The sequence below is a fragment of the Salipiger bermudensis genome (assembly GCF_020171625.1).
GTDB classification, from domain to species: Bacteria; Pseudomonadota; Alphaproteobacteria; order Rhodobacterales; family Rhodobacteraceae; genus Salipiger; species Salipiger bermudensis_B.
The window spans coordinates 523966-548562 of the sequence record NZ_JAIUZY010000003.1; the positions used below are offsets into that span (position 1 = coordinate 523966).

22 protein-coding genes and 1 tRNA gene are annotated in these 24597 nt (G+C 62.3%); 8 read left to right on the forward strand and 15 right to left on the reverse strand.

The genetic code is table 11. The features are described 5' to 3' along the window. The first annotated feature begins 27 nt into the window (after window positions 1-27). Window positions 28-357, forward strand: a complete 330-nt coding sequence (locus LCM15_RS06060; RefSeq protein WP_007797315.1) for a DUF6280 family protein — start codon at window positions 28-30, stop codon at window positions 355-357. A gap of 110 nt (window positions 358-467) precedes the next feature. Here the strand turns inward: LCM15_RS06060 and LCM15_RS06065 are convergent, their stop codons facing one another. From LCM15_RS06065 to LCM15_RS06125, 13 genes are all read right to left on the reverse strand, one after another. Next, window positions 468-1712 (reverse strand): hypothetical protein, encoded by a 1245-nt coding sequence (locus LCM15_RS06065; RefSeq protein WP_224854294.1) that lies wholly within the window; start codon window positions 1710-1712, stop codon window positions 468-470. 69 nt (window positions 1713-1781) lie between these two features. Further along, complete coding sequence (locus LCM15_RS06070; protein ID WP_224854297.1) at window positions 1782-3188, reverse strand: TolC family outer membrane protein; 1407 nt, start codon at window positions 3186-3188, stop codon at window positions 1782-1784. A gap of 34 nt (window positions 3189-3222) precedes the next feature. Next, window positions 3223-3873, reverse strand: a complete 651-nt coding sequence (locus LCM15_RS06075; protein WP_224854300.1) for a protein-L-isoaspartate O-methyltransferase family protein — start codon at window positions 3871-3873, stop codon at window positions 3223-3225. Window positions 3874-4019: 146 nt separating this feature from the next. Beyond that, window positions 4020-4364 (reverse strand): phage holin family protein, encoded by a 345-nt coding sequence (locus LCM15_RS06080; protein WP_224854303.1) that lies wholly within the window; start codon window positions 4362-4364, stop codon window positions 4020-4022. Between the two features lie 9 nt (window positions 4365-4373). Next, window positions 4374-4733, reverse strand: coding sequence for a DUF883 family protein (locus LCM15_RS06085; protein ID WP_224854304.1), 360 nt, complete (start codon window positions 4731-4733; stop codon window positions 4374-4376). A 114-nt stretch (window positions 4734-4847) separates the two neighbouring features. After that, complete coding sequence (locus LCM15_RS06090) at window positions 4848-5525, reverse strand: hypothetical protein (protein ID WP_224854307.1); 678 nt, start codon at window positions 5523-5525, stop codon at window positions 4848-4850. Next, entirely contained in the window at window positions 5518-5886 is a 369-nt protein-coding gene (locus LCM15_RS06095) for a response regulator (RefSeq protein WP_224854309.1), read from the reverse strand. The genes LCM15_RS06090 and LCM15_RS06095 overlap by 8 nt, the downstream gene beginning before the upstream one ends. Continuing rightward, on the reverse strand, window positions 5883-7847 hold the full coding sequence (locus LCM15_RS06100; RefSeq protein ID WP_224854313.1) for an ATP-binding protein: 1965 nt from the start codon (window positions 7845-7847) through the stop codon (window positions 5883-5885). Before LCM15_RS06100 ends, LCM15_RS06095 begins: the two co-directional genes overlap by 4 nt. A 13-nt stretch (window positions 7848-7860) precedes the next feature. Further along, a complete protein-coding gene (locus tag LCM15_RS06105) occupies window positions 7861-8802 on the reverse strand; it encodes a response regulator (protein WP_224854316.1) in 942 nt (313 codons plus the stop codon). After that, the gene (locus tag LCM15_RS06110) at window positions 8803-10224 is read right to left on the reverse strand and encodes a hypothetical protein (protein WP_224854318.1); all 1422 of its coding nucleotides are present in this window, start codon (window positions 10222-10224) and stop codon (window positions 8803-8805) included. Next, window positions 10221-12107: a glycosyltransferase family 2 protein gene (locus LCM15_RS06115; protein ID WP_224854321.1), complete on the reverse strand. Its 1887-nt coding sequence runs from the start codon at window positions 12105-12107 to the stop codon at window positions 10221-10223. Before LCM15_RS06115 ends, LCM15_RS06110 begins: the two co-directional genes overlap by 4 nt. 3 nt (window positions 12108-12110) lie before the next feature. Then, the gene (locus LCM15_RS06120) at window positions 12111-14033 is read right to left on the reverse strand and encodes a cellulose biosynthesis cyclic di-GMP-binding regulatory protein BcsB (protein ID WP_224854322.1); all 1923 of its coding nucleotides are present in this window, start codon (window positions 14031-14033) and stop codon (window positions 12111-12113) included. Next, window positions 14030-14353: a hypothetical protein gene (locus LCM15_RS06125; RefSeq protein ID WP_224854325.1), complete on the reverse strand. Its 324-nt coding sequence runs from the start codon at window positions 14351-14353 to the stop codon at window positions 14030-14032. Before LCM15_RS06125 ends, LCM15_RS06120 begins: the two co-directional genes overlap by 4 nt. A gap of 288 nt (window positions 14354-14641) precedes the next feature. On the opposite strand from LCM15_RS06125, the gene LCM15_RS06130 reads away from it, so the two are divergent. Then, a tRNA-Cys gene (locus tag LCM15_RS06130) sits at window positions 14642-14715 on the forward strand. A 39-nt stretch (window positions 14716-14754) separates the two neighbouring features. Here LCM15_RS06130 and LCM15_RS06135 read toward each other — a convergent pair. Beyond that, entirely contained in the window at window positions 14755-15783 is a 1029-nt protein-coding gene (locus LCM15_RS06135; protein ID WP_224854328.1) for a tyrosine-type recombinase/integrase, read from the reverse strand. A gap of 49 nt (window positions 15784-15832) precedes the next feature. Next, window positions 15833-16102 (reverse strand): hypothetical protein, encoded by a 270-nt coding sequence (locus LCM15_RS06140; RefSeq protein ID WP_224854331.1) that lies wholly within the window; start codon window positions 16100-16102, stop codon window positions 15833-15835. 283 nt (window positions 16103-16385) lie between these two features. Between LCM15_RS06140 and LCM15_RS06145 the strand changes: the two genes are divergently transcribed. From LCM15_RS06145 to LCM15_RS06170, 6 genes are all read left to right on the forward strand, one after another. Beyond that, complete coding sequence (locus LCM15_RS06145) at window positions 16386-16811, forward strand: helix-turn-helix domain-containing protein (RefSeq protein ID WP_224854334.1); 426 nt, start codon at window positions 16386-16388, stop codon at window positions 16809-16811. Window positions 16812-16816: 5 nt separating this feature from the next. Continuing rightward, window positions 16817-17047, forward strand: coding sequence for a hypothetical protein (locus LCM15_RS06150; RefSeq protein WP_224854337.1), 231 nt, complete (start codon window positions 16817-16819; stop codon window positions 17045-17047). Between the two features lie 59 nt (window positions 17048-17106). Then, window positions 17107-20337 carry a site-specific DNA-methyltransferase gene (locus LCM15_RS06155; RefSeq protein WP_224854340.1) on the forward strand — a complete coding sequence of 1077 codons (3231 nt, stop codon included), beginning with the start codon at window positions 17107-17109 and terminating at the stop codon, window positions 20335-20337. A 3-nt stretch (window positions 20338-20340) separates the two neighbouring features. Beyond that, entirely contained in the window at window positions 20341-23118 is a 2778-nt protein-coding gene (locus LCM15_RS06160) for a BPTD_3080 family restriction endonuclease (RefSeq protein ID WP_224854343.1), read from the forward strand. Between the two features lie 82 nt (window positions 23119-23200). Further along, window positions 23201-23917 carry a DUF3800 domain-containing protein gene (locus tag LCM15_RS06165; protein WP_224854345.1) on the forward strand — a complete coding sequence of 239 codons (717 nt, stop codon included), beginning with the start codon at window positions 23201-23203 and terminating at the stop codon, window positions 23915-23917. Then, complete coding sequence (locus tag LCM15_RS06170) at window positions 23914-24372, forward strand: hypothetical protein (RefSeq protein WP_224854348.1); 459 nt, start codon at window positions 23914-23916, stop codon at window positions 24370-24372. Before LCM15_RS06165 ends, LCM15_RS06170 begins: the two co-directional genes overlap by 4 nt. The last annotated feature ends 225 nt before the right edge of the window (window positions 24373-24597 follow it).

The window sequence follows — 24597 nt, forward strand, 5'->3', positions numbered from 1 at the left end:
ACAAGAGCAATAATCAAAGGTCGAAATATGAAAGATTTCGTGGATAGCACAGCCTTCAACGCCGAACAGGGCAACCGGGCACGCAAGCTCTTTGCTGCCGTGGTTCTGGCTGCGCTCGACGACGCGATCGCCGACGACAAGAAATACGGCAATGGCCCCGAGCAGATCGCCCGCTGGGCGCGGTCGCGCGACGGCCGTGAAGTTCTGAGCTGTGCCGGCATCGATCCGAACGAACGTGTCGTTCAGGGCCTGATGGAATTTGTCGGCAAGGGAATCCGTACCTCTGTCGCGCTGTCGCGCGAAGAGAGCGAACGCCGCAACGCCGCAGCCGCGGCGGATCGCGCCGAGGCCGCCTGATACTACCCAGACGATCGGCACGTTGAACGAAAGGCGCTCCCTGCAAGGGGAGCGCCTTTCGGTTTTACAGCCATGTTTTCGTGGCAGTCAGCCCGCCGCGCAGAGCATTCTCAGTCGAAATACTCGCTGGTCACCATGCGATGGATCTCGCGACGCACCATCTTGCGGACGTTGCGGGTGATGCGCTCACCGAGCGCGCCCTGTAGCTCCTGACGGATGGTCTCGGTCACCAGATCACGCAGCATCTCTTCATCGAACAGATCCACCGGCGCGGGCAGCGCATCGCCATGCTCGGGCACCGCCAGATCGGGAAGATGCCGGGAGGCCGCCGGCACGTCATGCCGGTCCGCACCTCTCCAGATCGGCCCCTCGAGCACCAGCGCATCCGAGCACGCAGCGGACGCGGCGCCGACCTCGTTCGGCGTATGGTCCTGCCATTCCAGAGGCTTCTGCGGGCGGTGGACAAAGGCCGCGCGGACGGTGTCGACGCTGTGCGCCGCATCGTCGGACATCTGCCCGACCGTCGCGGTGGACGCATCCTCCTGCGCCTCCGCCTCCTCGGCCTTGTGACGCGCGATCATGGCCTCGAGCGCTGCGATCTTCTGCGCGAGACTGGCCTCCCCGTCGCGCGCGTTCTCGCCGACCGTGTCATGCAGGTGCGCAGACATCTCGGGCAGTTCGGGCTCCGGCAGCGGCGCCTCGGCAGTGGGAATGCCGTCATCGGCGGCGCCGCGACCCTCGTCATCGGCACCCCGGCCTTGCGGCCCGGTCGCAGCCTCTTGCGTCCGCGCGGGTCTGGAGCGTGCGAATTTGGGGCGCGCCTCGGTCTCGGAGGCCAGCGCCCGTGCCAGCTCTTCCTCGACCAGCTTGCCGAGCAGGGTGGAGGTATCGAAGGACGGCTCATCGCCGCCGTCGTCGTAGATCTCTTCGAACTCCTCGTCCGAGGCGGGCAGCCCAAGCGTCAGGCGGCGCGCAGACGCGGCGGGGGCCAGCGGTTCAGCGTCAGCACGGGGCGCGCCAGGCTGCTTCTCGGGCGACGACTCGTCTGTCGGCGCGCGATGCAGGCGGAAGGGCACCGCCGCGGTCTCGCGCGCATCAGCGGCGGGGGAGGATGCGGGGCCTCGCTCGGCCAGCGCGAGGTCTTCGGAGGCATGACGCACTGTCGAGGGTTTGTCCGCCGCCGGAGACGGCGCGGTACGATCCTCGGGCACGCGCAGCGCCGGGGTCAGGACCAGCCGGTCAAGCTTCCCCTGCCCGCTCTGCGGGGCGGATTTCTCACGTGCATCATCGGCGACGAGTCGCCTGATGGAGGACAGCACGTCCTCGATTTCCACATTCGTCACGGGATCGGACATTCATCTTCCACTCTTGCCTCACGGAAACTCTACCGCGACGGACGATTCCAGACAACAGATGCAAAATGCCTAGTTTTTTCCGAGGGCACGAAGGACACGGTCGAGGTCCTCGCCCTGCCGGGACGTGACGGGGGCGGTTTTCACGAGGTCGAAATAGACGGACGGATCGTAGCGCGGCACGTCGAGCCCGAGCCGATCAACCGTGAGCTGGCCGATCGAGGCGAGCACCGCATAGGCCGCGATCGTCTCATCGACCTCGGCCGAAATCTGCGCCGCCCGCGCGTCGAGAAGCTCCTGCTCGGCATCGAGCACGTCGAGCGTGGTCCGCGCGCCAAGCGCGGCCTCCTCGCGGATGCCCTCGAATGCGACGCTTGCGGCGCGCACCTGTTCGCGCGTGGAGACGATGGACGCCTGCGCGATGCGCAGCCGGGCGTAGGCGCTGCCGACCGATTGCTCGATCTGCTGGCCGGCGGTGTAGAGCTGCGCGCGCGAGGCATCGCGGTTCGCCATCGCCTGACGCACGCCCGACGACAGCCCCCCGCCCTGATAGATCGGACCGCTCAGGCCGAGCGTCACGGAGCCGCCCTCGCTGGCATAGGGCGAATCGAAGGTGCCGCTCATGCCCCAGCGCCCCTCGAGATTGACCGTCGGCTTCATCTGCGCCTTGGCGATGGCGATGGCGATGTCGCTGCCCGCGACGACGTGGCGAAGCTGCACGATGTCGGGGTGCTCGCGCAGCGCCTGCGCCTTGGCTGTCGCGGGATCGGCCGGCAGGCGCGGCAGGCCGCCGGGGGGCTGCGGGTTGTCGGGATAGCGCCCGACCACCGCGTTGTAGACCTCGCGATTGACCGCGAGCGTGCCCTCGGCAGCGGCCAGCAGGCTGCGGGCGGCAGCCAGCCGTGCCTCGGCGGCGGCCACGTCGGTGCGGGTGACCTCTCCGACCTCGAAGCGGTCCCGCGCGGCCTGCAGCTCTTCGCCGATCACCCGCACGTTGTTGCGGCGCAACTGCACCGTCTCGAGGGCGCGGCGGACCTCCATGAAGGCGGAAACACCGTCGTAGAGCACCTGTTGCTCAACCCCGACCAGCCCGGCCCTCGCGGCCAGCACCGCCTCGCGGGTGGCATCGAGGTTCAGCACCCGCGCGCCGCCGGCATAAAGCACGAGCGTGGCCACGAGGTTGGCGCTGGCGGTGTTGGTGGCGTAGTCGACCCAGATCCCGCCGGTCGACGCCGCGTTCTGGGCGCCGTAGTTGCGGGTGACGCTGCCGGTCCAGCTGATGACGGGACGCAGCGCGGCCACGGCCTGTGCGACGTCTTCGTCTGCTGCGCGCAGCACGGCGCGGTTCTGGTCGAGAAGGCCACTGGTGGTGTAGGCGCCCGAGAGCGCACTGGCGAGCGTCTCGGCCGCGACCGGTGCCGACATCGCTGCCGCGAGGCAGACGCCGGCTAGCATCCCAAGAACGGACTTGCGCGCCATCTGCCCCCTTCCAGACCTACATACCGCGGGCGCTTCAGAGAACGAAGGCGTCCCGTTTTTCAAAACCGGGCAAGACCGGCGCACTTGCGTTGAAAGCGAAGCGCCAGGTGATTGCACCGTCGATCTTCCATCCGACCCGGACCGTTCCGAGCGCGCCGTCCATGAACAGGCACACGATGCGTCCGCCATCCTTGAGTTGATCCGTGATCGCCTCGGGAAGCTGCGCCACCCCGCCCTCGATCACGATGGCATCGTAAGGGCCATGCTCGGCGGCACCCTCGGCGAGCGCGCCTTCGTGGAACACCACGTTGTCGCCATGCTCGACAAGCAGGCTCTGCGCCTCGGCGGTGAAGGTCTCGTCATCCTCGACCGCGACGACCGCCTCCGCGATGCGGGCGATCACCGCCGAGGAGTAGCCGAAGCCGGCGCCGATATCGAGCACGAGGTCGTCGTTGTCGATGTTCACGGCGTCGAGCATCTTGGCCAGCGTCCGCGGCTCGAGCACCACCCGGTCCTTGGCCAGACGCACGTTGCGACCGGCATAGGCGGCTTCCTTCTCGGACGCGGGCACGAAGGCCTCGCGCGGGATGCGGAGCATGGCGTCGATGATCGGGAACTTGGTGACGTCCGAGGGCCGGACCTGCGTATCCACCATCATGCGGCGGCGCGTGGCGAAATCGGTCATCCGCGAAACTCTTCCGTTCAGTATGGTCAAGGACGGTTCTGCCACACTTGCTTCGGTGCCGCAATGTCGGAAGAGGTCGCATTTGCAGCAACGAAAAAGGGCGCCCGCAGCGGGGCGCCCCTTCATTCGTCGGACGTCATGTCCTGTCAGTCGTCGTCTTCATCGCTACGCCGGCCACCTGCGGCGGAGCCTGCCGCGCGTCCGGCGAGGAAGGCTTCGAGCAGGCTGGCGAGGCTCGCGGCCGGCGTCACCGGGGGCGGAGGCGCGGCCACCCGCGGGCGGTTCCCCATCAAGAACAGGATCAGCGCAATCGCGAGATAGATCCCACCCACGATCAGCAGTGCGGTCTGCGGATCGTAGGTTTCTGCCAATGCAACAAGCCCGGCACGGGTAAAGTAGACCGCCGACACGATCACCGCGATCAGCGCGAGCGCGCCAAAGACGATGCGGCGGATGGCGAGACGCAGCCGAAGCTCGAGCGCGTAGAACATAAGCGGATCTTACCTCCGCGAGTTCAGGTAGCCCATCAGGAAGCCGGCGGCAGCCGCGATGCCCACCGCCTGCAGCGGCGTCGCACGGATCTGGCCAATGGCCTGATCTTCGAAATCCGCCACGCGGCGGCCGGCCTCATGCAGCATCTCTTCGCCCTGCCCGCGCAGGTCGTCCGCCTTGGCTTTGGCCTTGGCCTTGGCTTCACGGCCGCGACGGCTGCCGATGTCGCCGACCATCTCGGTCAGGGCCGACAGGTCATTGCGGAGGGTTGCGATCTGATCGCTCAGCGCGTCGAGATCGCGCTCTTTGCTGCTGGTGCCGGTCGAAGCGGTGGCGCCGGTCGGGGTTTGTGCGGTGGAGTTCGCCATTGTCCTGAATCCCTTAATCAGTATGTCCTTTGACAAGTCAACGAGCGACTTCGACAAAGGTTCCGACACATCGCGAGGATTTGAGCGGCACATCCTACGTCATGGAAACCGGGCTCAGAATTCGCTCCAGAGCCCGATTTTCAGAGAGGCTGCCTCGTTGGTGAACTTGTAGGCGCCGCCGAGCTCGAGAAAGAGCCCGCGGTTGAGGTCGATCACATGCGACGGCGCGATCGAGAGGCTGTCGTCGCCGCCGGTGGGCGCGGCATACTGCAGCTGCACGAGCGACAACGATCCGGACGCGTGGTTGAGCCCGACCGTGGCGTCGATCTTGCCCTCCTCGGAGCCATCGCCCCGGAACGCATACGTGCTTTCGACCCCGGCCCAGGCACTTCCGAGCCCGGTTTCGAACCCGCGTCCCCAGGACAGGCCGGGGCGCAGCACGCCATAGATCTCGTCCTCGATCTCGATGGCACCGACCGCCAGTTCCGCCGAGATCCACGTCCCGGCATCGGTCGAGAGCAGCGGGTTGCGCAGGAAGAGGAGCCCCGTGAGGTCTCCCGAGCCGTCGCTCCGTCCGGCGTCGATGCCGAAGGTCAGCCGTTCGGTCACGCCATGTTCGTAATACAGCGACGAATAGTTGCGATCCGTCGTCTCGTTGATCTGGAACTGGTAGGAATAGGACAGGAAGGATTGCCCTTCGGCCCGCGGCCAAGCAGCGGCCCCGGCCTGCATTGCCGACATCACCAGCAAACCCAGTGCGCCCGGCAATACGCCCCGCCGAACCTCAGCCATTGGCGTGAACCCCGCGCAGCACCTCGGCCAGCGACAGCGGATCGAACGGCTTGGACAGGACCTCGGTGGCACCGGCCTCGCGCAGGTCTTCGTTGGCGACCGCATCGGACTTGGCGGTGCACATCAGCACCGGCTTGTCCGCGTTGGCCGGATCGCTGCGCACCGCCCGCAAGAGCTGGCGACCGTCGGGCGGCGGCATCATCAGGTCGAAAACGAACATGTCGTAGCGGCCGCTGGCAATCTCGCCCATGGCGGCCTCGCCGGACGTCACCGCCGTCAGCTCGATGTCATCCTCGCCGTCGAGCGCGAGCTCGACCAGCGTGACGATGTCGGTTTCGTTGTCGACGAATAGAACTTTCACTCCGCGGCACTCCGTTGCTCGATCTGCGCCAGCGGCAGACGCACGATGAAGGTGGACCCATGAGGCTGATCGCCAAGGGCTTCATCCCGATGTACGCTCTCCAGCGACAAAGTCCCACCCATGCGCTCGACAAGTTCGCGGGAAATCGCCAAACCGAGCCCGGTTCCGCTGGCCTGCGTGTCCGGGCCATGGGCGGGCTTGGCGAAGCGCTCGAAGATCGCGTCCTGAGCGGCGGCGAGAATGCCGACCCCGTGGTCGCGCACCTTGATCATAACCTCGCCATCGGCCACCGCGCTCGAGACCTCGACGCTGTCCCCTTTCGGCGAGTATTTCACCGCGTTGGAGATCAGGTTGTCCATCACCTGCTGCATCCGTTGCGGATCGACATGCACGTGGGCGGAGGTGTCCGGCAGCTCGAGCAACAGCCCGACGCCGAACCCGTCGGCATAGCCCTGCATGTTGGTCACTGCCTCGCGCGGGATGTCGTTGGCGCGCACCGTCTCGAGGGTCACGTCGAGCCGGCCCTGGTCCATCGCCTGAAGCGTCAGGATATCATTGACCAGCATCATCAGCCGGTTGGCGTTGCGCTCTGCCAGATCGAGCAGCTGACGCGCCTTCGGCGGCAGCTCATTGCTGAAGCGCGCACTAAGCAGCCGCATGGCGCCGTTGAGCGAGGTCAGGGGCGTGCGCAGCTCGTGGTTCACCGTCTCGACAAAGACCGTGCGCGCCCGGATCAGCCGCTCTTCGGCCGACACGTCGGTCAGCACGCAGTAAAGCGTGTGTCCCTCGACGGCCTCCACCCGGCTCACCTTGCAGCGGATCTCACGACCGATGACCCCGTCCTTGCTGCCGGCATCGGGGACGAAGATAAACGAGGTGCTGTCGGCCAGATGCTCGAAATCGACCGGCGCGCTGGCCCGGAACCGCTCGACCGCGTCTTCGGCATTGTCGACGCCGAACAGTTCCTGCGCGCGCAGGTTCGAGGTCCTGAATTCTCCCAGCGCATCGAAGACGATGATACCGTCCTCCACGTTCTGGAAGATCGCCTGAAACTGCTTCGCCGCCTGCTTCGCATTCCAGGCCTCGTGCTCGGTCTGCGCGAGGCTCACGCGCAGTGCCAGCATCCGGCGATGTGCCAGGATCGCGGCGTAGAGCGCCAGCGCCGAGAGCAGTGCGTAGACCGCGGTAAAGGCCACCGCCCGCAGCAGGAAGCTGCGGATCACCACCGAGCGCGGCAGCGCCATCACGGTCTCCAGCCCGGTGCCCTCGATGGGCGAGGACACGGAGACGAGCCGGGTCTCGGCGAGTTCATCGAACCCTTCGGAACTGAAGGCGGCGGTGCCATCGATCGCGCGGATATCGACCAGCATCTCTGGGTCGAAGCGCGTCTCTTCCAGCAATCGGCGGAAGTAGCCGGACTCGAGCGAAGACGCCATCACGCCGGCAATCTCCCCGGTCTCGGAAATGATCGGCCAGGCGATCGGGGTCACGCGCCGTCCGCTGACCGCCGAATTCAACGGCGCGCCGATCACGTAGCCGTTGCCGCCCCCGTCGAGCGTGCCCTGAAAATAGTCCCGATTATCGAGGTACAGGCCGAGAAAGCCCTCGATCGAGGCCCAGCGCACCGCCCCGTCATGGTCCAAGACCAACATCGCCGAGATCTGGTCGACATCCTCGACGAACTGCCGCAGCTCGTCACCGAACTCGGCTTCAAGCGCTGGGACCTGGTAGAGGTTGAAGTCGCCCAGCCGGACGGTCATCGCCTCCGCGCGAACGGTGGCGAGCTCGAGCGCGCCGAGGAAATGCTGATTGAAGAGGTCGGCGACATGGCTCAGGCGGACCTCGCCCTCGCGCAAGGTGCGTTCGTAATCGTAATGCAGGAAGAACAGCAGCGTGGCTCCGCTTGTCAGGACAAGCGCAGAAAAGCTGCTTCGGAAGCCGCGGGCGAGTCGGTTGGGCATGACCTGTCGCTCCCTACTGGTTCCGCCGGCCGGCACCCGCGACCTTGATGCCATTGCCGCCCTTCTGGCCCTGCTCCTCGAGCGCGCCGAACGCCTTGCCAAGCGCCTCGGACACGGTTCCGGCAGAGCCCGGCAGCGCGACCCCGACACTCACGCCCGGCACCGCGCCCTTGAGCTTGCCCGGCATCGTTTCCAGCGCCCGCTTCACCGACATCGCGAGGTCGCGCACATCCGCGAGCAGCGCATCGTCGTCGTGCACGAGGGATGCGCCGCAGAAGGTATCGCCTTCCCAATGCGCCAGCATGTTGCCCGCCGGCATCCGCACCTGCGCCAGCACCTCGGCCACCGCGGCAAGGATCTCCTGCCGCTCGCGGGAGCTGAAATCGACGGTGTTGCGCGCCGTGGCGTCGACAGACAGCGCGAAGACACCAAGCGAGTCGAGCCGGTCGTCGCCCAGCTGGGCAAGCGCGTCCTGCAGCGCGTCGCGATCGGACAGCAGACCCGGCAGCGAGAACTGAGAGCTCGTCCGGCGCGACGCGCGCGTGCTGCGCGGACCAGACTTGCGCCGGTCGAGCTCGGCCTTGAGGCGCAGCTGCGCCCGTAGGCGGGCTTGGAACTCGATGCGGTCGAACGGCTTGGTCAGGTAATCGTTGGCCCCCGCCATGAAGGCCCGCGACAGCGTGCCCTTGTCCTCGCGGCTGGTGAGCATAACGATCGGCACATCGCGCCACTTGTCGAGCGCCCGGATCCGCGCACAAAGCTCGACCCCGTCCATTTCCGGCATCATCACGTCGAGCAGCACCAGATCGGCGGCGACCTCGTCGGCCGTCATGCTTTCGAGCGCCTCTTTCGGGTTCCCGAAGAAAGAGACGTCATGATAGCCGAAATCAGCCAGCGTCGCCTTGATCAGCTCTCGCGCGATCTCGGAGTCGTCGACCGCGATAAACTTGCGCACTTAGGTGTCTCCTGCTCTGTTCACACGGTAAACCATCCAGTTCTCCGAGTTATATACGAGATCGAATCTCGAATCCTTGTTATTCTTCAGTCTTGGTAGCGCTCGCAACAGCCGGTCGCGGACAACCGGTGCGTTTTCGTCCACGCCGACGACCACGAACTCCCCGGCCGGGCGGCCTCCGAACAGCACCCGATCGTACGCCGGATCGCCCGCCGCGATGAAGTTGCGCGCATGTCCAAGCGCCGCGACGAGATCCGGATGGCGCTCGACATCCGCGAACACCTGCTCCCGGTCGCGCAGGAAGGCGGCAACGGGGGCAGCCTCTTGCACGGGGTTCGTCACCGTCCCACCGCGCGCGGCCTGCAGCCAGGCCCGGCTTTCGGGCCCGCCGAGCGCGCCCATCGCCCAGCCACCCAGCGCCGCCGAGACCAGCAGCAGCGCGGTCAGAGGCAGCGCGCGCAGCGCCGAGCGCGGCCACCAGCGCGCCGCCACTGGGATCGCGCCGAGCGCAGGCGCGGCCACCAGCACCGGGTCGGGCTGCACCGGGTAGACGCGGTTCAGCAGCGCCATGCCCGCCAGCGTCAGCACGATGCCGGCCAGCGGCATCGAGAAGCGCGCCTGCGGCAACAGCCGCAGGATCACCATCAGCGGCACCGGCAGGAGGCAGAGGATCGCGACGAAGGTGGCGTCGGCCCATGCGATGTCGGGCGACAGCATCTGCACCGCGAAGAAATCGGTCTTCAGAACCGCGCTGATGAAGAACAGCGACAGCACCGCGGCGACCACCGGAAAGAACATTGACACCAGATAGCCCCAGGGCGAGACCATCATCAGGCTCGGACGCGCTGCCAGCACCAGCGCCGGCAGCGTCGCCAGCGCGAAGAGCACGCCCAGTTCGTGCGACATGGTCGCGATCAGGAGCGCCAGTCCCACCTTCATCATGTCCGGCGCGGTGCCGAACAGGCGGATGTTCACAAGCCCCCTGAAGAAGAGCCACGCGCCAAGGATGAGGAACATCATGCTCGGCCCGTCGCTCAGGGCGCGCAGGAAGATCGGGTTCAGCAACAGCAGCAGCACCACGAGCGCCGCCGAGACACGGTCATAGGCCGCCCGGTTGAGAAGGTTGTGGTACCACGCCACCGCCAGCAGCCCTCCGACCGCCGCGCTCAGCACATGCGGCAGCGGGATGCCCGTGCCACCGCTCAGCCACTGCATCACCAGCACGATGGCGAAGGGCAGCGGGGGGAAGAAGGCGTCGGTGGCCCGAAACACCGCCGGCCCGTCGGTGAGGACGATGGCCTTGGCCCACATCTGGATGGTGGCGGAGGAGAGGAAGCCATGCCCCTCGACCCAGGCGATGGGCAGCAGCATCGCCGCGCTGACCAGCAGCCAAAGGGCGATTTTCCAGACCAGTTCCCTCACGTCGCGGCCTCGCCCTCGTCGCCCGCCGCCTTCAGTTCGGCGGCGGTGTGCTTGGACAGGCCGTGCTGGGTCTTCTCCCAGTAGAACGGGTTCGACACCAGCTGTTTCAGAGCCTTGTAGGAGGCGATGGTCATCAGCACCCAGTAGCCCACCACCGTCACGCCCCAGGGCGCGAGATAGGTCCAGCGCCTGCGGAACGGGGCCACCATGGTCAGGTAGATCAGCAGTGCGTTGCCCGCGAGCAGGTTGATCAACGACATGTAGAGGATGGCAGGCGGGAAATACGGCTCGATCACCTGCGCTCCGAAGATCATCCACAGCACGAAGATGCCCCAGAAGATCGGGTTCAGTAGCCCCGACAGGAAGGTGCCGCCGATGAAAAACACGAAGCCGATCACCCCTGACAGCCCCACCGTGCGCGCCAGATGCACGGGGCGGCGGGTGTGCACGAGGAAGGTCTGCATGTAGCCCTTGATCCAGCGCGAGCGCTGGCGGATCCAGTTCGGGATCGAGACGTTGGCCTCCTCGAAGGTGGTCGAGTCGATCACCCCCACCCGGTAGCCCTTCTGGGTGAGCCGGATGCCGAGATCGGCATCCTCGGTCACGTTATGCGGGTCCCACGCCTTGAGCTGGCGCAGCACGTCCATGCGGAAATGGTTCGAGGTGCCGCCCAGCGGGATCGGCACGCCGAGGCGCTGCAGGCCGGGCAGCATCAGGTCGAACCACAGCGAGTAGTCGAGCGTGAACATCCGCGTCAGCCAGTTTTCCTGCGCGTTGTAGTAGTTCAGGCGGCACTGCACGCAGGCGGTGTTGGGAGCCGATTGCCGGAAGGTGGCGATCACCTTCTTGAGCTGGTCGGGCTCGGGCTTGTCCTCGGCGTCGAAGATCACGAGAAATTCGCCGCGCGCGTATTGCAGCGCGTAGTTGCAGGCCTTGGGCTTGGTCTGAGGGTGCGAGGCCGGCACCAGCACGATCTCGAACACCCCCTCGAGGTCGAGCGAGCGCGCCGCCTCGATGGTGTCGTGGTCGCTCTCCTCCAGCACGATCTTGATGTCGAGCTTGGCCAGCGGGTAGTCGAGGTTGCGCAGCGCGTTGGTGAGGATCGGCAGCACCTCGGGCTCGCGGAACATCGGCACGAGCACGGTGTAGACCGGCAACTCGTCGTCATGCAGAAGGGCCGCCTCGGCGGCGATGGACTGCGACATGCGCTCCTGCGCCTCGCTCCCGACCCAGACCAGCGTTGCCTTGAACAGGAAGTTGCCGAGGTAGAACACCGTCATCACGACGTTGAGCGCGATCAGCGTCGCCACCGGCGCGAGCGCCAGCCCCAACAGGAACAGGCTGATGCAGGCGTAAAGCACCACCACCTGCGCCGGCAGAATCACGTTCGACGCCGACATCACCGGATCGGTCTCGGCCAGCCCGTAGACCGCCTCGTGCGACTGCTCCTCGCGGAACGCGGCCTGCAGCGCCAGCGAGATGTCGAGCCGCGTGGCCACGGCGATGTCGACCTCGTTGCCGAAGATCTCGATGATCCTGACCAGCGTGACAGGCCCGGGCCGCGCGGTCGCGACGGTCAGACGACCGTTCCCCTCGCGGATCGGAATCACCTGCGCCTCGGTCATCGCTGTGACGTCGTAGCGGCGCAGCAGCGCGGTGTCGGCCGGCGTCTCGGACAGGTCGAGCAGCGGCACGTCATAGTAATAGGCAAGCTCGCGATAGATCGTGGCGGCCTTCAGCCAGCGCTTGCCCAGCAGAACCTCGACGAGGCCCAGATTCCAGGCCTCGGCAAGGTCCTCGGCCTCGTCAAGCTGCGCGTCGGTCAGGACACCCCGATCGTAGAGCAGGTTGCCGATGGCCTCGCTTTCCGCGTCGAGCGCCACCGATCAGCCCTCGGAGCCGTCCCGGCGCTTCCGGTAGACGCCTTGAAGGAAGCGGATCAGCAGAAGTGTCAGCGCCAGCCACGCCGCGCCGACGATCCACGGGCGGTACTTCGCGAGAAGCTGCATCACATCGAGCTGGTCGGGATAGCGCACCTGCAGCAGGTCGCTGCGGCTGCGTGCCACCGACAGGACCAGCCCGTCCCGGTCGAGGATCGCCAGTTGCCCGCGATCGAGCTGCAGCGGGTTGGCGCGGGTCGGCTCCGGCGCGGGGCCATCACCCGGGCGGATCCAGATGCCGGCGCCCTGCGCGGTCTCGACGACCTGCACGAAGCTCAGCGTCTCGAGCCCGGCCCCCGCGAACATCACGCCGCCGTCGCCATCGAGGATCTCGACCGCGCCCTGATCGAAGAGCAGCGCCGGATCGCTGCCGGCAGGCGGATTGGCCCCGACATAGATGAACGGCCCTTCGGCCTGCGACAGCTGTGCCGCGCCGGTGACGGTCGCGTCATCCGGGATCAGCGCGCCCGCAAGCGGCAGCAGCAGCGGCCATGCGGCCTCGGCCACGCCCGGCTCCGCCACCACGGTGACGCCATCGCGGAAGGCCTGCCGCATCAGGAAGAAGTCGTCGCCCGCGGCAGGGGCGTCGCCCAGCACGAAACGGCTTTGCGGCAGGATCTCGGTCGGGAAGCCCTGCGGCGCGTAGCGACAGCCGCCGCCCTCGACCTGTCTCTGCACGAGGATGTCGACCTGATTGTCGCGCCCGACGAGCCCTTCAGGCACGGCAAAATCCAGCCACTCCGGCTCGGCACTGTCGAGCGGTCGCGACCCGATCATCGCGTCATTGACGAAGACGCTGACCGCGACGCCCTGCCCGGAGGCGGAGTTGGCCGCCGCGACCAGCAGCTCAAGCCGCGTGGGCAGCGTGCCGGAGGGCAGCGCATCGGCGGCGAAGTTCATGCTGAAGGTCGAACTGCCGACCACGTTCTGCCGCAGCCTGGGCGCGCCGAGTTCGGCGAAGGTGATCTGCGAGTCAGCATCGTCTGCGCCCCCGAGCGCGACCGGCGCGATGCCGTCGACCGCCGCCAGGGACTGCCACTCGCTTTCCAGCAGCGACAGGCCGAGCGCCGGATCGCTGCCGCCGAACGCGAGCGCCGGGCGCCCGTCCACCGCCGTGACCTCGACGCGGCCGCCACGGGTGCCGTCGCGCCCCGCGACCAGGGCACCGCTGGCCCATTCCCGCCCGCCGGCGTCGCTGCCGCCGACCCGCACCGCGCCGAACTCGGCGTCATAGGCCGCACCGGCCATCATCGCGAAGGGCAGCATCTCCGCCCCCTCCCCGTCCAGCACCAGCCGCTTGTTGCGCGGCATCAGCCGCGCCACGTCGAGCGGGCTGTCGAGCGCGCCGCCACGCACATAGAGCTCCAGCGCCGAGCTGGGACGGATGTAGACGAAATCGCCCGAGGCCCGCTCGTCGATGCAGAGCTGCTCGGAATGCGCGCCGGAATAGCTGAGCGTGACCTTGAGAAACCCGCCCGTGATCGCGCCCTCGGGCACCGGCACCTCGACGGTCATGCGACCGGAGCTGCCCTCGAGCGACGCCACCTTCACCACGCGATCGGCCAGCGAGACCGACAGGAAGCGCTCGGTCTCCAGGCTCTCGCCATGCTCGAGCTCGATGCGCAGCATCGCGCCCTCGATGGCCTCGGCACGCGCCGCCGGCAGAAAGAACGTGGCGTCGCCGGACAGCTGGCGGAATTCGATGCCGGCATTGAAGCCGATCTCGTCGAAGCGCACCGTGCGGCGCAGCGTCTCGGTGGCACGGCCCTGCGCGGCGGGCGCCTCTCCGGCGCCTTGCGCGAGCGCAGGCAGGGCGCAGCCGATCTGTGCGGCGAGCAGCGCCGATAGCAGGCAGTAAGAGCGCTTCAAAGCGCGGCCTCCCGCGCCCGCATGATGCCCGCGAGCGCCACGATCAGGGCATTGCGCTCGGGCTCCGTGAGGGTGCGGTTCTCGGCCTCGGCGGTCTCGATCATCCTGAGCGCCTCCTTGAGGAGGCCGTGCAGCTCGGTAAACCCAAGCATTCCTGCGTTGCCAGCAGCCTCGTGCAGGATGCGGTGGAGATCGTGGATCTCGGCGAGATCGACCGTCTCGCGCCCGAGCGTTTCCTTGACCGGGCGCAGCATCTCGGGGAGCCCATCGATGAACCTGCCCTGCAGCAGCTTCAACGTTGCCGAATATGCATCACTCACGTTTGATCACTCCTCAACACGGGCAAAAAACCTTTTCGATCAAGGGTTAGACCACCCCTGCGGCGGTTTCCACAATCTTATTTCCGCCACAATCGCGGCTGACCTGTCGGTATGCCGGGCGCGACAGGCGGGGTGTCGGAAACGGGCACCGGGTACGCAACACAGCACGGAATCCTAACCGCAGAGCCCGCGACTGGTGAAGAGACAATCCACGCCCGAGGAATCTTCCGCATGCGGCCATAACCGCTTGACGCCCCCGCTGCGGGGTCCTAGAGAGTGCATCACTCTGGCGAGTTGGCGGAGTGGTGACGCAGCGGATTGCAAATCCGTGTACACCGGTTCGATTCCGGTACTCGCCTCCATTTAACTTCAAGCACTTAACACCTTCCAAGTTCTGCCCGTCATTGGGCGTTTACAATAGCGTTTACAGTTTTGCTCTCGCGACGCCGCTTTTCTCGCCCAAGAAGCTCCAAAACCTCGGCGCTTTCTGAGGGTGAAACAGCGGCATAGTGTTCGATTACCGATGCCGCGTAGCGCAGTGACCACCCCATATGGTTGGCAATCTGATTGAGCGCCAAACCTGCGCGGAGTAGCCGTGTGGCGGCAGTCCCACGTGTGTCTTGCAAGCGAAGCGATGGATCGCTCAGTTTGTCCTTGATGCGCTCACGATATCGAGCAATCGCGCGGCTGGCTGACACAGCATTCAAAGGGCTGCCGCGGTCGTTCACGAGTAGTATGGACTGGTCAGAAGGCGTCGCGTCAATCAGCGTGCGTAGCTCCGGCGTCACCGGGATGTGCGCGATTCGGCCACGTTTTTGGGTCCGCACCCTGAAGCGTTCCATGCCATCGAACTTCTCCAGATTGTCACGCGTGAGTCGCACCAAGTCAGATGGTCGCAGGCCGGTTTCGCAAGCCAGCGTCAAGACGCGTCCAGCCCAATCGGGAGCAACCTCCAAGAAGTTATGGCGATCAGCATCGGTCCAAACAATTTCGGACCGATCGACGCTGTAGATACGGTGCAGTCGGTCACAGTAGTGAGCTGAGATTTTGCCTTCATTCCGCGCCCAGTTCAATATTCTCACGGCGACAGTGCCCGCGTAATCATGCTGCTTCGGGGAATCTTTCCATTTCGCACGCCATTCGTTCAGCTCTCCCCGCGATCTTGGATTTTCCCACAGTTTGGCGGGGTCTTCTTCGAACTCATCGGCGAAACGCAAGGCCCACTTTCGATAGTCTTGTCTCGTGCGCACCCCTTTGGGCATGGCAGTGCTATCCAAGAAGTCATCAACCATGTGAGACGTCATGTATTCGGAAGGCTGGTGCTTATTCATCACCTCGGCATAGGCCAGCGAGAAGCCTGGATCGCGTGGCTCGCGTTCTCTTGACGCCCAGAATTTAGGGCCGCCCCGCCAGGCATAGAAGTGGTGCAAGACGCCTTCCTTCGTGCCCCGGCGCACGCGGTGGACACCTTTAGGAAGATTACTCCGAGGCACGGCGCGCTCTCCTTCTTGCTACAAGGTCATGTTCCTGACTGATGCTGCTTGTGACGGATGTTAGCCCCTGCGCCGCATCAAGCTTGAACCGAACAAGCTTGGCGTCGAAGTAGTTGGGATTTCGACGGATTGGCCGGACATCCAGACGACGGCAGAATGTGCGAAAAGCGTCATTTGGAGAAGAAAAGCCAAACATCTGCGCCAACTCGCTGGCGCTGACTAAGGCTATTTCTGCTGCAATCGCCTCCTTACTCATGTCCTTGCTCCTCACAGCGATCATCTGGCGTTACCATGTTCCGTTCGATGAACTCGGTGATTGCATCATCCGGCAGATAGAACGCCCCACCGATTTTGATGTGCTTCAGTTGGCGTGCGGCCATCAGATTTCTGATCCGACGTTCCGGCCACCCGCTCTTTTCTGCGAGTTCGCGCGGTGAAAGTAATGAGCAACTCGACACAGCTCTTCCCTCTCGTGCAAAATTTCGCGATGCTAGGCTAAGAGCAACGCAACGGTGTAACTTTTTACACGATAGGGAAAAATGAAGCATACGTCAACGGGACTGGAGTTCATTGGCGCACGAATGCGCTCAGCGAGAGAAGCTTCCGGCTACTCCCAAGTGAAGTGCGCCGCGCTCCTCGATGTGTCGGAGCGGTCTTACAAAAGCTATGAGCTAGGCAAACGTGAACCGTCACTGAGGACAGCCGTTGACTTTTCTGAGCGCCTGCAGGTTGATTTGAGCTGGCTAATTCTTGGCGAGGAAACGGTTCCGACAAACAACCTTATCGACCTGTCGGAAGAAATAGCCGCAGCGCTTTTTGAGCAAGTTTCGGCGGGAGCCTTTACGCCAAAAAAGTTTGGCCGCATTGCTCGTTATGTGCTCGAGCAGACCATTGCAAAGGGAACAGACCCGCAAACGGAAGTGAAGGAAGTGCTCTCAATCTTTCAAGATGAGGCGGAGGAATAACGAACTTGGAATACGCACAGCAGGTAAATCGATTGGCGGGCCGTCTTCGCATCATGGGGATCGGGTTCGGATCTTTAGGCGCGATTATTGCCATCTTGAGTTCTAGTATTACTCCACCCTTTGGGCTGGTGCTATCGGCGGCGCTACTTGCCTCGGGCGTCACGGCAGCCTTTGTCGGAGATTATCTGCTCCGGTTAACCCGCAAGAATACAGATATCGACCAGCAGACATTCTAATAGCCAGATGCCCCCTTCGGGCGCGCACATACCTTTTCATATCTAGTGAGACCGCCTCTATGTCCGACACGCTCCGCAGCCTTATTCTCTCTCTTTTGCCCGAAGACGGCTCATCCATCGGAAATGGAGCCATGATGGCTCGGTTGCGCGACCATATCCCGACCCTTTCCGATGAGAGTTATACCGAAACACGGGACGCGCTGATTGATGAAGGCATCCTTGGTCGGGGCAAGGGGCGTGGCGGTTCTGTCTATCGGGCGGATGTGGCTGATCTGGAGTTGACCGCGCCCGTGGCGAAGGAACCTAAAGCCACCAGCACCAGCACCAGCAGCACTCGCAAGAAGGCCAGCCGCAAATCGGATGAGCCGACCGAGGTGCTTTCGTACCGCCATGGCGAGACGCGGGTGAACAACCCCGAGGTGGGGATGGTGCACGCCGACACCGACCCGGATGGGGTGAGATCGACCTGGGCCCATGACCCGCACTTGGACCCGGTGCTGAACTTTGACAGCGCGCGGGGGGCGATTGAAACGCTGATTGACGACGCACTGGCCAGTGACGATCCGGAGCGGATGAAGGACGCGCTTCAAGAACTCAAACGCTTGCAGGCCCCTTACCTGAACTGGACGGGCAAGGCGGAGAAGACGAGCTTTGAGGTCGATACCGTCTCGCTCCACGTCCATGAACGGGTGGACCCGGCGACGATCCTCGCCAATGCGGCCAAGCGGCTGAAGGGCAAAGACGCAAGCGCGCAATGGCGGCAGGCGGACCTGTTCGCGGCCCCGTTCGAGAACCTGCCGCTGCGCCAGGCGCTGGATTTCTACCACCACGAAAAGGGTTGGTCGAACCGGCTGGTGGCGGGAGACAGCCTGCTGGTGATGAACTCGCTGCTGACCAAGGAGAGCATGGGCGGCAAGGTGCAGATGGTCTATATTGACCCGCCCTATGGCATCAAATACGGGTCGAATTTTCAGCCATTTACCAACAAGCGAGATGTGAAGGACCGGTCAGACGCCGATCTGACGCAAGAGCCCGAGATGATTAAGGCGTTCCGGGACACCTGGGAGTTGGGCATCCATTCCTACCTCACCTATCTGCGCGACCGGCTGATGCTGGCGCGGGAACTGCTGACCGAGAGCGGGTCAGTGTTCGTGCAGATTTCGGATGACAATGTGCATCACGTTCGTGAAATGCTGGACGAAATCTTTGGCTCTGAGAATTTCTGCTCGGAGATCATAGCCCAAAAGACAACGGGCGCGGGAAGCCCTGCGATCGGAACGAAGGTCCTTGCAACTGTTTCTGACTACGTTCTCTGGTTCGCCAAAGACCGCGAAAAGCTGAAGTATCGTCAACTCTATTCATTCAAAACTCTCGGCTCGGAGGGAACCACGCAATACAAATTTGCTCGAAAGGGCCCGTCTGGCCCGGAAGAACGCATGGCGAAGGATATTGAGTACTCCGAGGCCGAAGACTGGAGGGTGTTTGCTCCGGACAATCTGACGAGCCAATCAGCGGGCGAAACAACTCTCTTCGAATTCGACGCTTTCGGGAAAACCTTCAAGCCCGGCAAAGGCGGCTGGAAATCCAACACCACTGGCATCTGCCGCGTTAAGAAGGCGGATCGAATTATCCCGATTGGCAATACGCCAATGTATCGTCGGTATTTGGAGGATTTCCCCGTTAGTCCGGTTAACACTCTTTGGCGTGATGTTCTGATAACTGGCTTTGCTGAGCCAAAAACATACGTTGTACAGACCTCCCAGCGGATCATCGAACGCTGCCTCCTGATGACCACCGATCCCGGCGATCTGGTGCTCGACCCCACCTGCGGCTCCGGCACCACTGCCTTTGTCGCCGAGAAATGGGGGCGGCGATGGATCACCTGCGACACCTCCCGCGTGGCGATCACACTGGCCAAGCAGCGGCTGATGACGGCCAGTTTCGACTATTACGCCCTGCGCTATCCCCATGAAGGGCTGAAGGGCGGGTTCGATTATGAAACCGTGCCGCATATCACGCTGAAGAGCATCGCCAACAACCCCGACATCGACACGATCTATGACGAGGATCACCCAAAGATCGCGGCGGCGCTGGCCGATCTGAACGCCGCGCTCACATCCGCGCCCCCGCTGCCGGTCAAGCCCAGCCAAGGTTATCGCAAGGGCAAACAGGTCTCCTTCCGCGATGGCGACGTGCTGGAGGAATGGGAGGTGCCATTTGACTGGCCCCTCGACAAAGATCGCAAGCCGCTCTGGCCCGCAGCGGCGAAGTCTCCGTTTGAAGACTTCCACAAGGCCCGTCAGGCCATGCAGCGCCGTATGGATCAGTCCATCTCCGATCACGCCGAACAAGAAACGCTCTACGACAAGCCCGGTATCGACAAGAATAAGCTGCGTATCACCGGCCCCTTCAGTGTCGAGGCAGTGCCTGCCCCCACTGTGCTCTCCCTCGATGAAAGTCTGCCAGCGGAAGAGGCTGATAGCACCGTCGCCCGCTCTGGCGAAACTTCGCGACAATCGCTCTGGCGCGATGAGCTGCTGAAAACCGGCGTGCGCGGTAAGGGCGGCAACATGATGCGCTTTGCGGAGTTCGAGGTGATCCCGGGCACGAAGTTCCTGCATGCCAGCGGATCAGTCGCTGATACGGGCGAACGGGTCGTGGTCAGTTTCGGCCCCGAACACGCAGCCCTTGAGCAGCGCCAAGTCGAAGAAGCGATGAACGAAGCCTACACGCTGATGCCCAAGCCCAAGTTCCTGCTGTTCTGCGCCTTCACCTTTGATCCGGAGGCGGCGAAGGATGTCGACGAGATGAACGTGCCCGGCATGACTTTCCTCAAGGTGCAAATGAACACCGACCTTCTTACCGAAGATCTTAAAAAGAAGCGTGCCAGCAATGAAAGTTTCTGGCTTATGGGTCAGCCCGAGGTTGAGGTACGCAAGCGCGATGATGGGCTGTGGCAGGTCGAGGTGCATGGTTTCGATTACTTCAACCCCAAGACCGGCGAGATCGAAGGTGGCGGTACCAAACAGATTGCCATGTGGTCACTGGACACGGATTATGACCAACGCTCGCTGATGCCGCATCAGGTATTTTTCCCTATGGCTGATGCCAAGGGTGGCTGGAACCGGCTGAAAAAGACAATTCGGGCCGAATTGGACGAGGACCTGCTAGAGCAGTTTCACGGCACGGTGTCACTGCCGTTTGAGGCCGGTGACAACAAGCGAATTGCGGTGAAGATCGTAGATGACCGGGGGATTGAATCCCTCAAGATCATCGCGCTGGAGGGATAAGCCATGTCCCTGATTATCAACCGCCCGTGGGAGCGGCCAGAGCAGCATTGGGTCGAAGGAAAAGGCGGCAAGCTAGAAATCAAGCCGGAGCGTCGGCCTGCCAGCTACGAAGTCTTCGATGCTCGCAACAACACTAAGCGCACTGAAGAGCTGGCCATGGTAAATACGATCCGCGATCGCGTGGATCAGTGGCGCAATGATGGCTATCTAGGCGTAACCATCGTTACGCGCAAACTGCTGGAACATTGGCATGACGAGACCGCGCGCCAACACCCGTTCTATTTCTGCCAATTGGAGGCGATCGAGACGCTGATCTGGTGGGTCGAAGGGGCAGAGGCTTACAAACAGGGCATCCACGTGCCGGGCGATGGTGGAGCCTGGGAGCGGCTCTGCAACAAGATGGCCACAGGCGCGGGCAAGACCACCGTGATGGCGATGATCATCACCTGGCAGGTGCTGAACGCGTTGACCTATCCGAAGCGGAACAAGGATTTCAGCCGCGCGGTTTTCATTGTGGCCCCTGGTCTGACGGTGAAGGGCCGGTTGCAGGTGCTGATGCCGTCTGAGGGCAGCTACTACGACGAGTTCAATTTGTGCCCATCAGAGTCGATGCGCCAGAAGCTGAACCAAGCCGAGGTGTTGATAGAGAACTGGCACACTCTGATGCCGCTGAAGGAACAGGATCGGTCCGTCGTCAAGAAGGGCAAGGAATCCGACGAAGCCTTCACCCGCCGTGTCCTCGGTAAATTGGCAGCACACAAAGACATCATCGTCATCAACGACGAGGCGCATCACGCCTATCGCAAACCACCCGAAGTCAAGATTTCGAAAAAGCAGGCCGAGGAACAGGGTATCGACCTCGACGAGGCCACACGCTGGATCGAAGGTCTGGACCGTATCCACAAGACCCGCCGCATTCAGCGTTGTTTCGACCTCTCCGCCACGCCCTTCGCTCCCACCGGCAAAGCCAGCACCGACACGGCGCTGTTCGATTGGATCCTCTCGGATTTCGGTCTGAACGACGCCATTGAGGCCGGGCTGGTGAAGACGCCGCGGGTGGTGGTGCGGGACGATGCGTTGCCGGATTCAAAGACCCTGCAATCAAAGCTCTACCACATTTATCGGGACAAATCGGTGTCCGAGGATCTGAACCGCGCCAAGGCGGAGGCTCATGAGGCGCTACCAAAGCTTGTGCAGGACGCCTACACCCTTCTAGGGGCAGATTGGCGTGAAACAGCAAGAGATTGGGCCGAAGCCGGGCATCATTCTCCGCCGGTCATGCTGACGGTTTGCAACCGGACAGAAACCGCCGCCCGGATCGAGCACTACTTCAACCAGGGCGATGCGCATTGGCCTGAATTACAGGCTCCGAACAAAACCTTGCGCGTGGACTCGAAGGTTCTGGACAAGGCTGAAATCGGTGAATCGGCGACGTCCGACAAAGCCTACGACCAGCGGCTTCAGGATATAGTGGAAGCATCTGATATACCGGAAACCCGCAAGCGGCAGTTGGTCAGCCTTAAGAAGGAAGAGCTGCTTCGCGAAATCATCGACAATGTCGGCAAACGCGGTCAGGCCGGTCAAAACCTACAGAACGTAATTTCCGTGGCGATGTTATCTGAAGGATGGGACGCGAAGAACGTCACCCATATCATGGGCTTGCGCGCATTCACGTCGCAGTTGCTGTGCGAACAGGTTGTCGGCCGGGGGCTTCGCCGCGTTTCCTACGACACTGACGAAAATGGTCTGTTTTTGCCGGAATACGTGAATGTCTTTGGTGTTCCCCTGTCAATCTCAGAAGCCGGGGACCCCGGTGAAGCCCCACCCCCGCCCAAGCCGACGACGCAGATCGAAGTTATACCCGAACGCGCCAACCTTGAGATCAAATGGCCGAACGTGGTTCGTGTGGAGTCCGTCGTGCGACGCGAACTGTCCGTAAACTGGTCGAGTGTTGGAACGCTAAATCTTGATCCCGCCTCCACGCCTATCAGCGCGGACTTAGCCCCTGCTTTAGGCGGAGCAACGGACTTAGGCAAAGTCTCCTCGATTGACTTGGAAAAGCTCCCAGACGGCTTCAGGCTTCAACGCCTCGTGTTTCAAGCGGCCCGAAAAGGGTTCGCTGGCTTGCATCATAGCTTTAAAGGGTCAGAAGATCTGCTTGCCGCGCAGCTCGTCCGGATTGTCGAGGAATTCATCGAGTCCGGAGCGCTGCAAATTCCGTCGCTCTTTCACTCCGATCCTCTACGGCGCCGCATTCTGATCGCTCTCAACATAGATCTGGTTGTTCAGCACCTTATGCAAAGTGTGTTTGAGCAGAACAGAACCAAGTTGACGCCGATATTCGACGAAGAAAACCCAATCGGGTCTACGGGACAGATGCGCACTTGGTACACTACCAAGCCCAATTTTCCTGCTATTAAGTCACATATCAGCCATCTAGTTGGGGACTCTTCTTGGGAAGGGCATGCCGCCAATCTGTTCGAACAATCGAGTGAAGTTCTTTCCTATGCAAAGAATGACCATCTTGGTTTTCAAGTTCAGTATCTGTGGTCCGGCTCCCGCAGGCGCTATGTGCCAGATTTTCTCGTAAGATACTCCAATGGGAAAATCTTGGCCCTTGAGATCAAGGGGAAGGATAGCCCTCAAAACAAAGCTAAACGGTCCGCGTTGGCTGAATGGGTCAAAGCTGTAAATGAAACTGGTGGCTTTGGCACTTGGTGTTGGGATGTAGCTTTCGCACCATCTGACATTGAGGATATAATAGCTCGTCACGTTGGGTGACGGGGTGGCGAAGGTCAGCGGTGAAAAGCTAGGCTTGCTAAATTCGACCCCAAAAAATCAAAAACGCGCAACGAGATGAGATATGCCGCTCAAGAATATTAATATATACTGCGACGAGAGTTGCCACCTTGAAAATGACAGGGAGGCGGTAATGGTACTTGGGGGGATTTATTGCGACGAATCTGACGTAAGGAGAGTTTCTGGCGCTATAAGAGGCATAAAGGATCGCCATGGAGTTTCTCCTGAGTTTGAAATAAAATGGACGAAAGTATCTCCTGGCGCTCTGTCTTTCTATAGAGAAATTGTCGCATTCTTCCTGAATGACCCATCTGTGAGATTTCGCGGCGTACTCATTCCAGATAAATCCATCCTCGACCACAAAGCGTATGAGCAGACGCACGATGATTGGTACTATAAAATGTACTATTATATGTTGCGCTACGTTTTCTCTGCACCTCACGCGTACTCTGTTTACATCGACATTAAGGATACTCAAGGGGCGCAAAAAACGCGAAACCTGCACGATGTCCTTTGCAACAGCATTCACGACTTCGACCATCAAACGATCAGGAAAGTACAGCAAATTCGCTCGCACGAGAGCTCTCTCCTTCAGCTTGCGGACTTGCTAATTGGAGCCATTGCATATGAAAATCGGGAAATGGTTGGCAGCCCGGCTAAACTGCAATTAATCGACGATCTAAAATCTGGCTTGGGGGACAAAATTCTAACAAGAACGTCCTCTTTTGGAGCGACGAAGTTCAACCTGTTGCGTTGGCAGCCAAATGGTGACGCGGCATGAGTGCACCAGACCTACTACATTTCGAAGATCTTGACGGTGACTGGGATCGCTACGAAGCGGCCCTCTACCAAGTGTTTGAGCAAGATATCATTGAATTTGACTTGAGTTTCCGCGGCCATCCAGTCAACGCGAGGCGGGCACCAGAACATGAGCGTAAATGGGCCTGCTTTTGGCACCTGATATCCGAAGGTCGTGTCGAGGACGACCGACTTCCCGATTTACGCAGATGCGAGCGCATCCGCTGGGTCAGATGGGTGATCGAAAACGCTGACGTCTGCGGGGATATCGATGTCTGGCAGAACCGCCGCAATGGAGAAACGAACTGGTTACTTTGGTATCGTGAAGAGTACTTGGTTATCCTAGCCGCTCGGACGGGATACTTTTTGTTGAGAACGGCCTTCTGCACCGATCGTGAGCACCGTCGCGAAAAACTGAGGAGAGAGCGCGATACGTAAATCTGTGCAAATTCTACGACTGAGGCCGCGCCGGTTTCCCGGAGCGGCCTCGAATACTCCTTCTACACATGGCAGATGAGCTGTCCGAGATATGTACCTTGGAACCATGAATGTCAAGTGAACAGGGAGAGCACCGACTGTGGCTCGTAGGACTTTGGAAGGCTAGCCGTCATCCGAGTAGTCTGCCGAGAGCTGCTCAAGCGTGGCGACGATGAAGTCTTCAAT

Bases quoted from the DNA above. Each gene is read 5' to 3' on its own strand.
- LCM15_RS06100 (WP_224854313.1), bottom strand. From the start codon at position 7,847: ATGCCCAACCGACTCGCCCGCGGCTTCCGAAGCAGCTTTTCTGCGCTT.
- LCM15_RS06165 (WP_224854345.1), top strand. From the start codon at position 23,201: ATGCCGCTCAAGAATATTAATATATACTGCGACGAGAGTTGCCACCTT.
- LCM15_RS06090 (WP_224854307.1), bottom strand. From the start codon at position 5,525: ATGGCTGAGGTTCGGCGGGGCGTATTGCCGGGCGCACTGGGTTTGCTG.
- LCM15_RS06155 (WP_224854340.1), top strand. From the start codon at position 17,107: ATGTCCGACACGCTCCGCAGCCTTATTCTCTCTCTTTTGCCCGAAGAC.
- LCM15_RS06065 (WP_224854294.1), bottom strand. From the start codon at position 1,712: ATGTCCGATCCCGTGACGAATGTGGAAATCGAGGACGTGCTGTCCTCC.
- LCM15_RS06170 (WP_224854348.1), top strand. From the start codon at position 23,914: ATGAGTGCACCAGACCTACTACATTTCGAAGATCTTGACGGTGACTGG.
- LCM15_RS06085 (WP_224854304.1), bottom strand. From the start codon at position 4,733: ATGGCGAACTCCACCGCACAAACCCCGACCGGCGCCACCGCTTCGACC.
- LCM15_RS06140 (WP_224854331.1), bottom strand. From the start codon at position 16,102: ATGAGTAAGGAGGCGATTGCAGCAGAAATAGCCTTAGTCAGCGCCAGC.
- LCM15_RS06070 (WP_224854297.1), bottom strand. From the start codon at position 3,188: ATGGCGCGCAAGTCCGTTCTTGGGATGCTAGCCGGCGTCTGCCTCGCG.
- LCM15_RS06080 (WP_224854303.1), bottom strand. From the start codon at position 4,364: ATGTTCTACGCGCTCGAGCTTCGGCTGCGTCTCGCCATCCGCCGCATC.
- LCM15_RS06060 (WP_007797315.1), top strand. From the start codon at position 28: ATGAAAGATTTCGTGGATAGCACAGCCTTCAACGCCGAACAGGGCAAC.
- LCM15_RS06075 (WP_224854300.1), bottom strand. From the start codon at position 3,873: ATGACCGATTTCGCCACGCGCCGCCGCATGATGGTGGATACGCAGGTC.
- LCM15_RS06145 (WP_224854334.1), top strand. From the start codon at position 16,386: ATGAAGCATACGTCAACGGGACTGGAGTTCATTGGCGCACGAATGCGC.
- LCM15_RS06160 (WP_224854343.1), top strand. From the start codon at position 20,341: ATGTCCCTGATTATCAACCGCCCGTGGGAGCGGCCAGAGCAGCATTGG.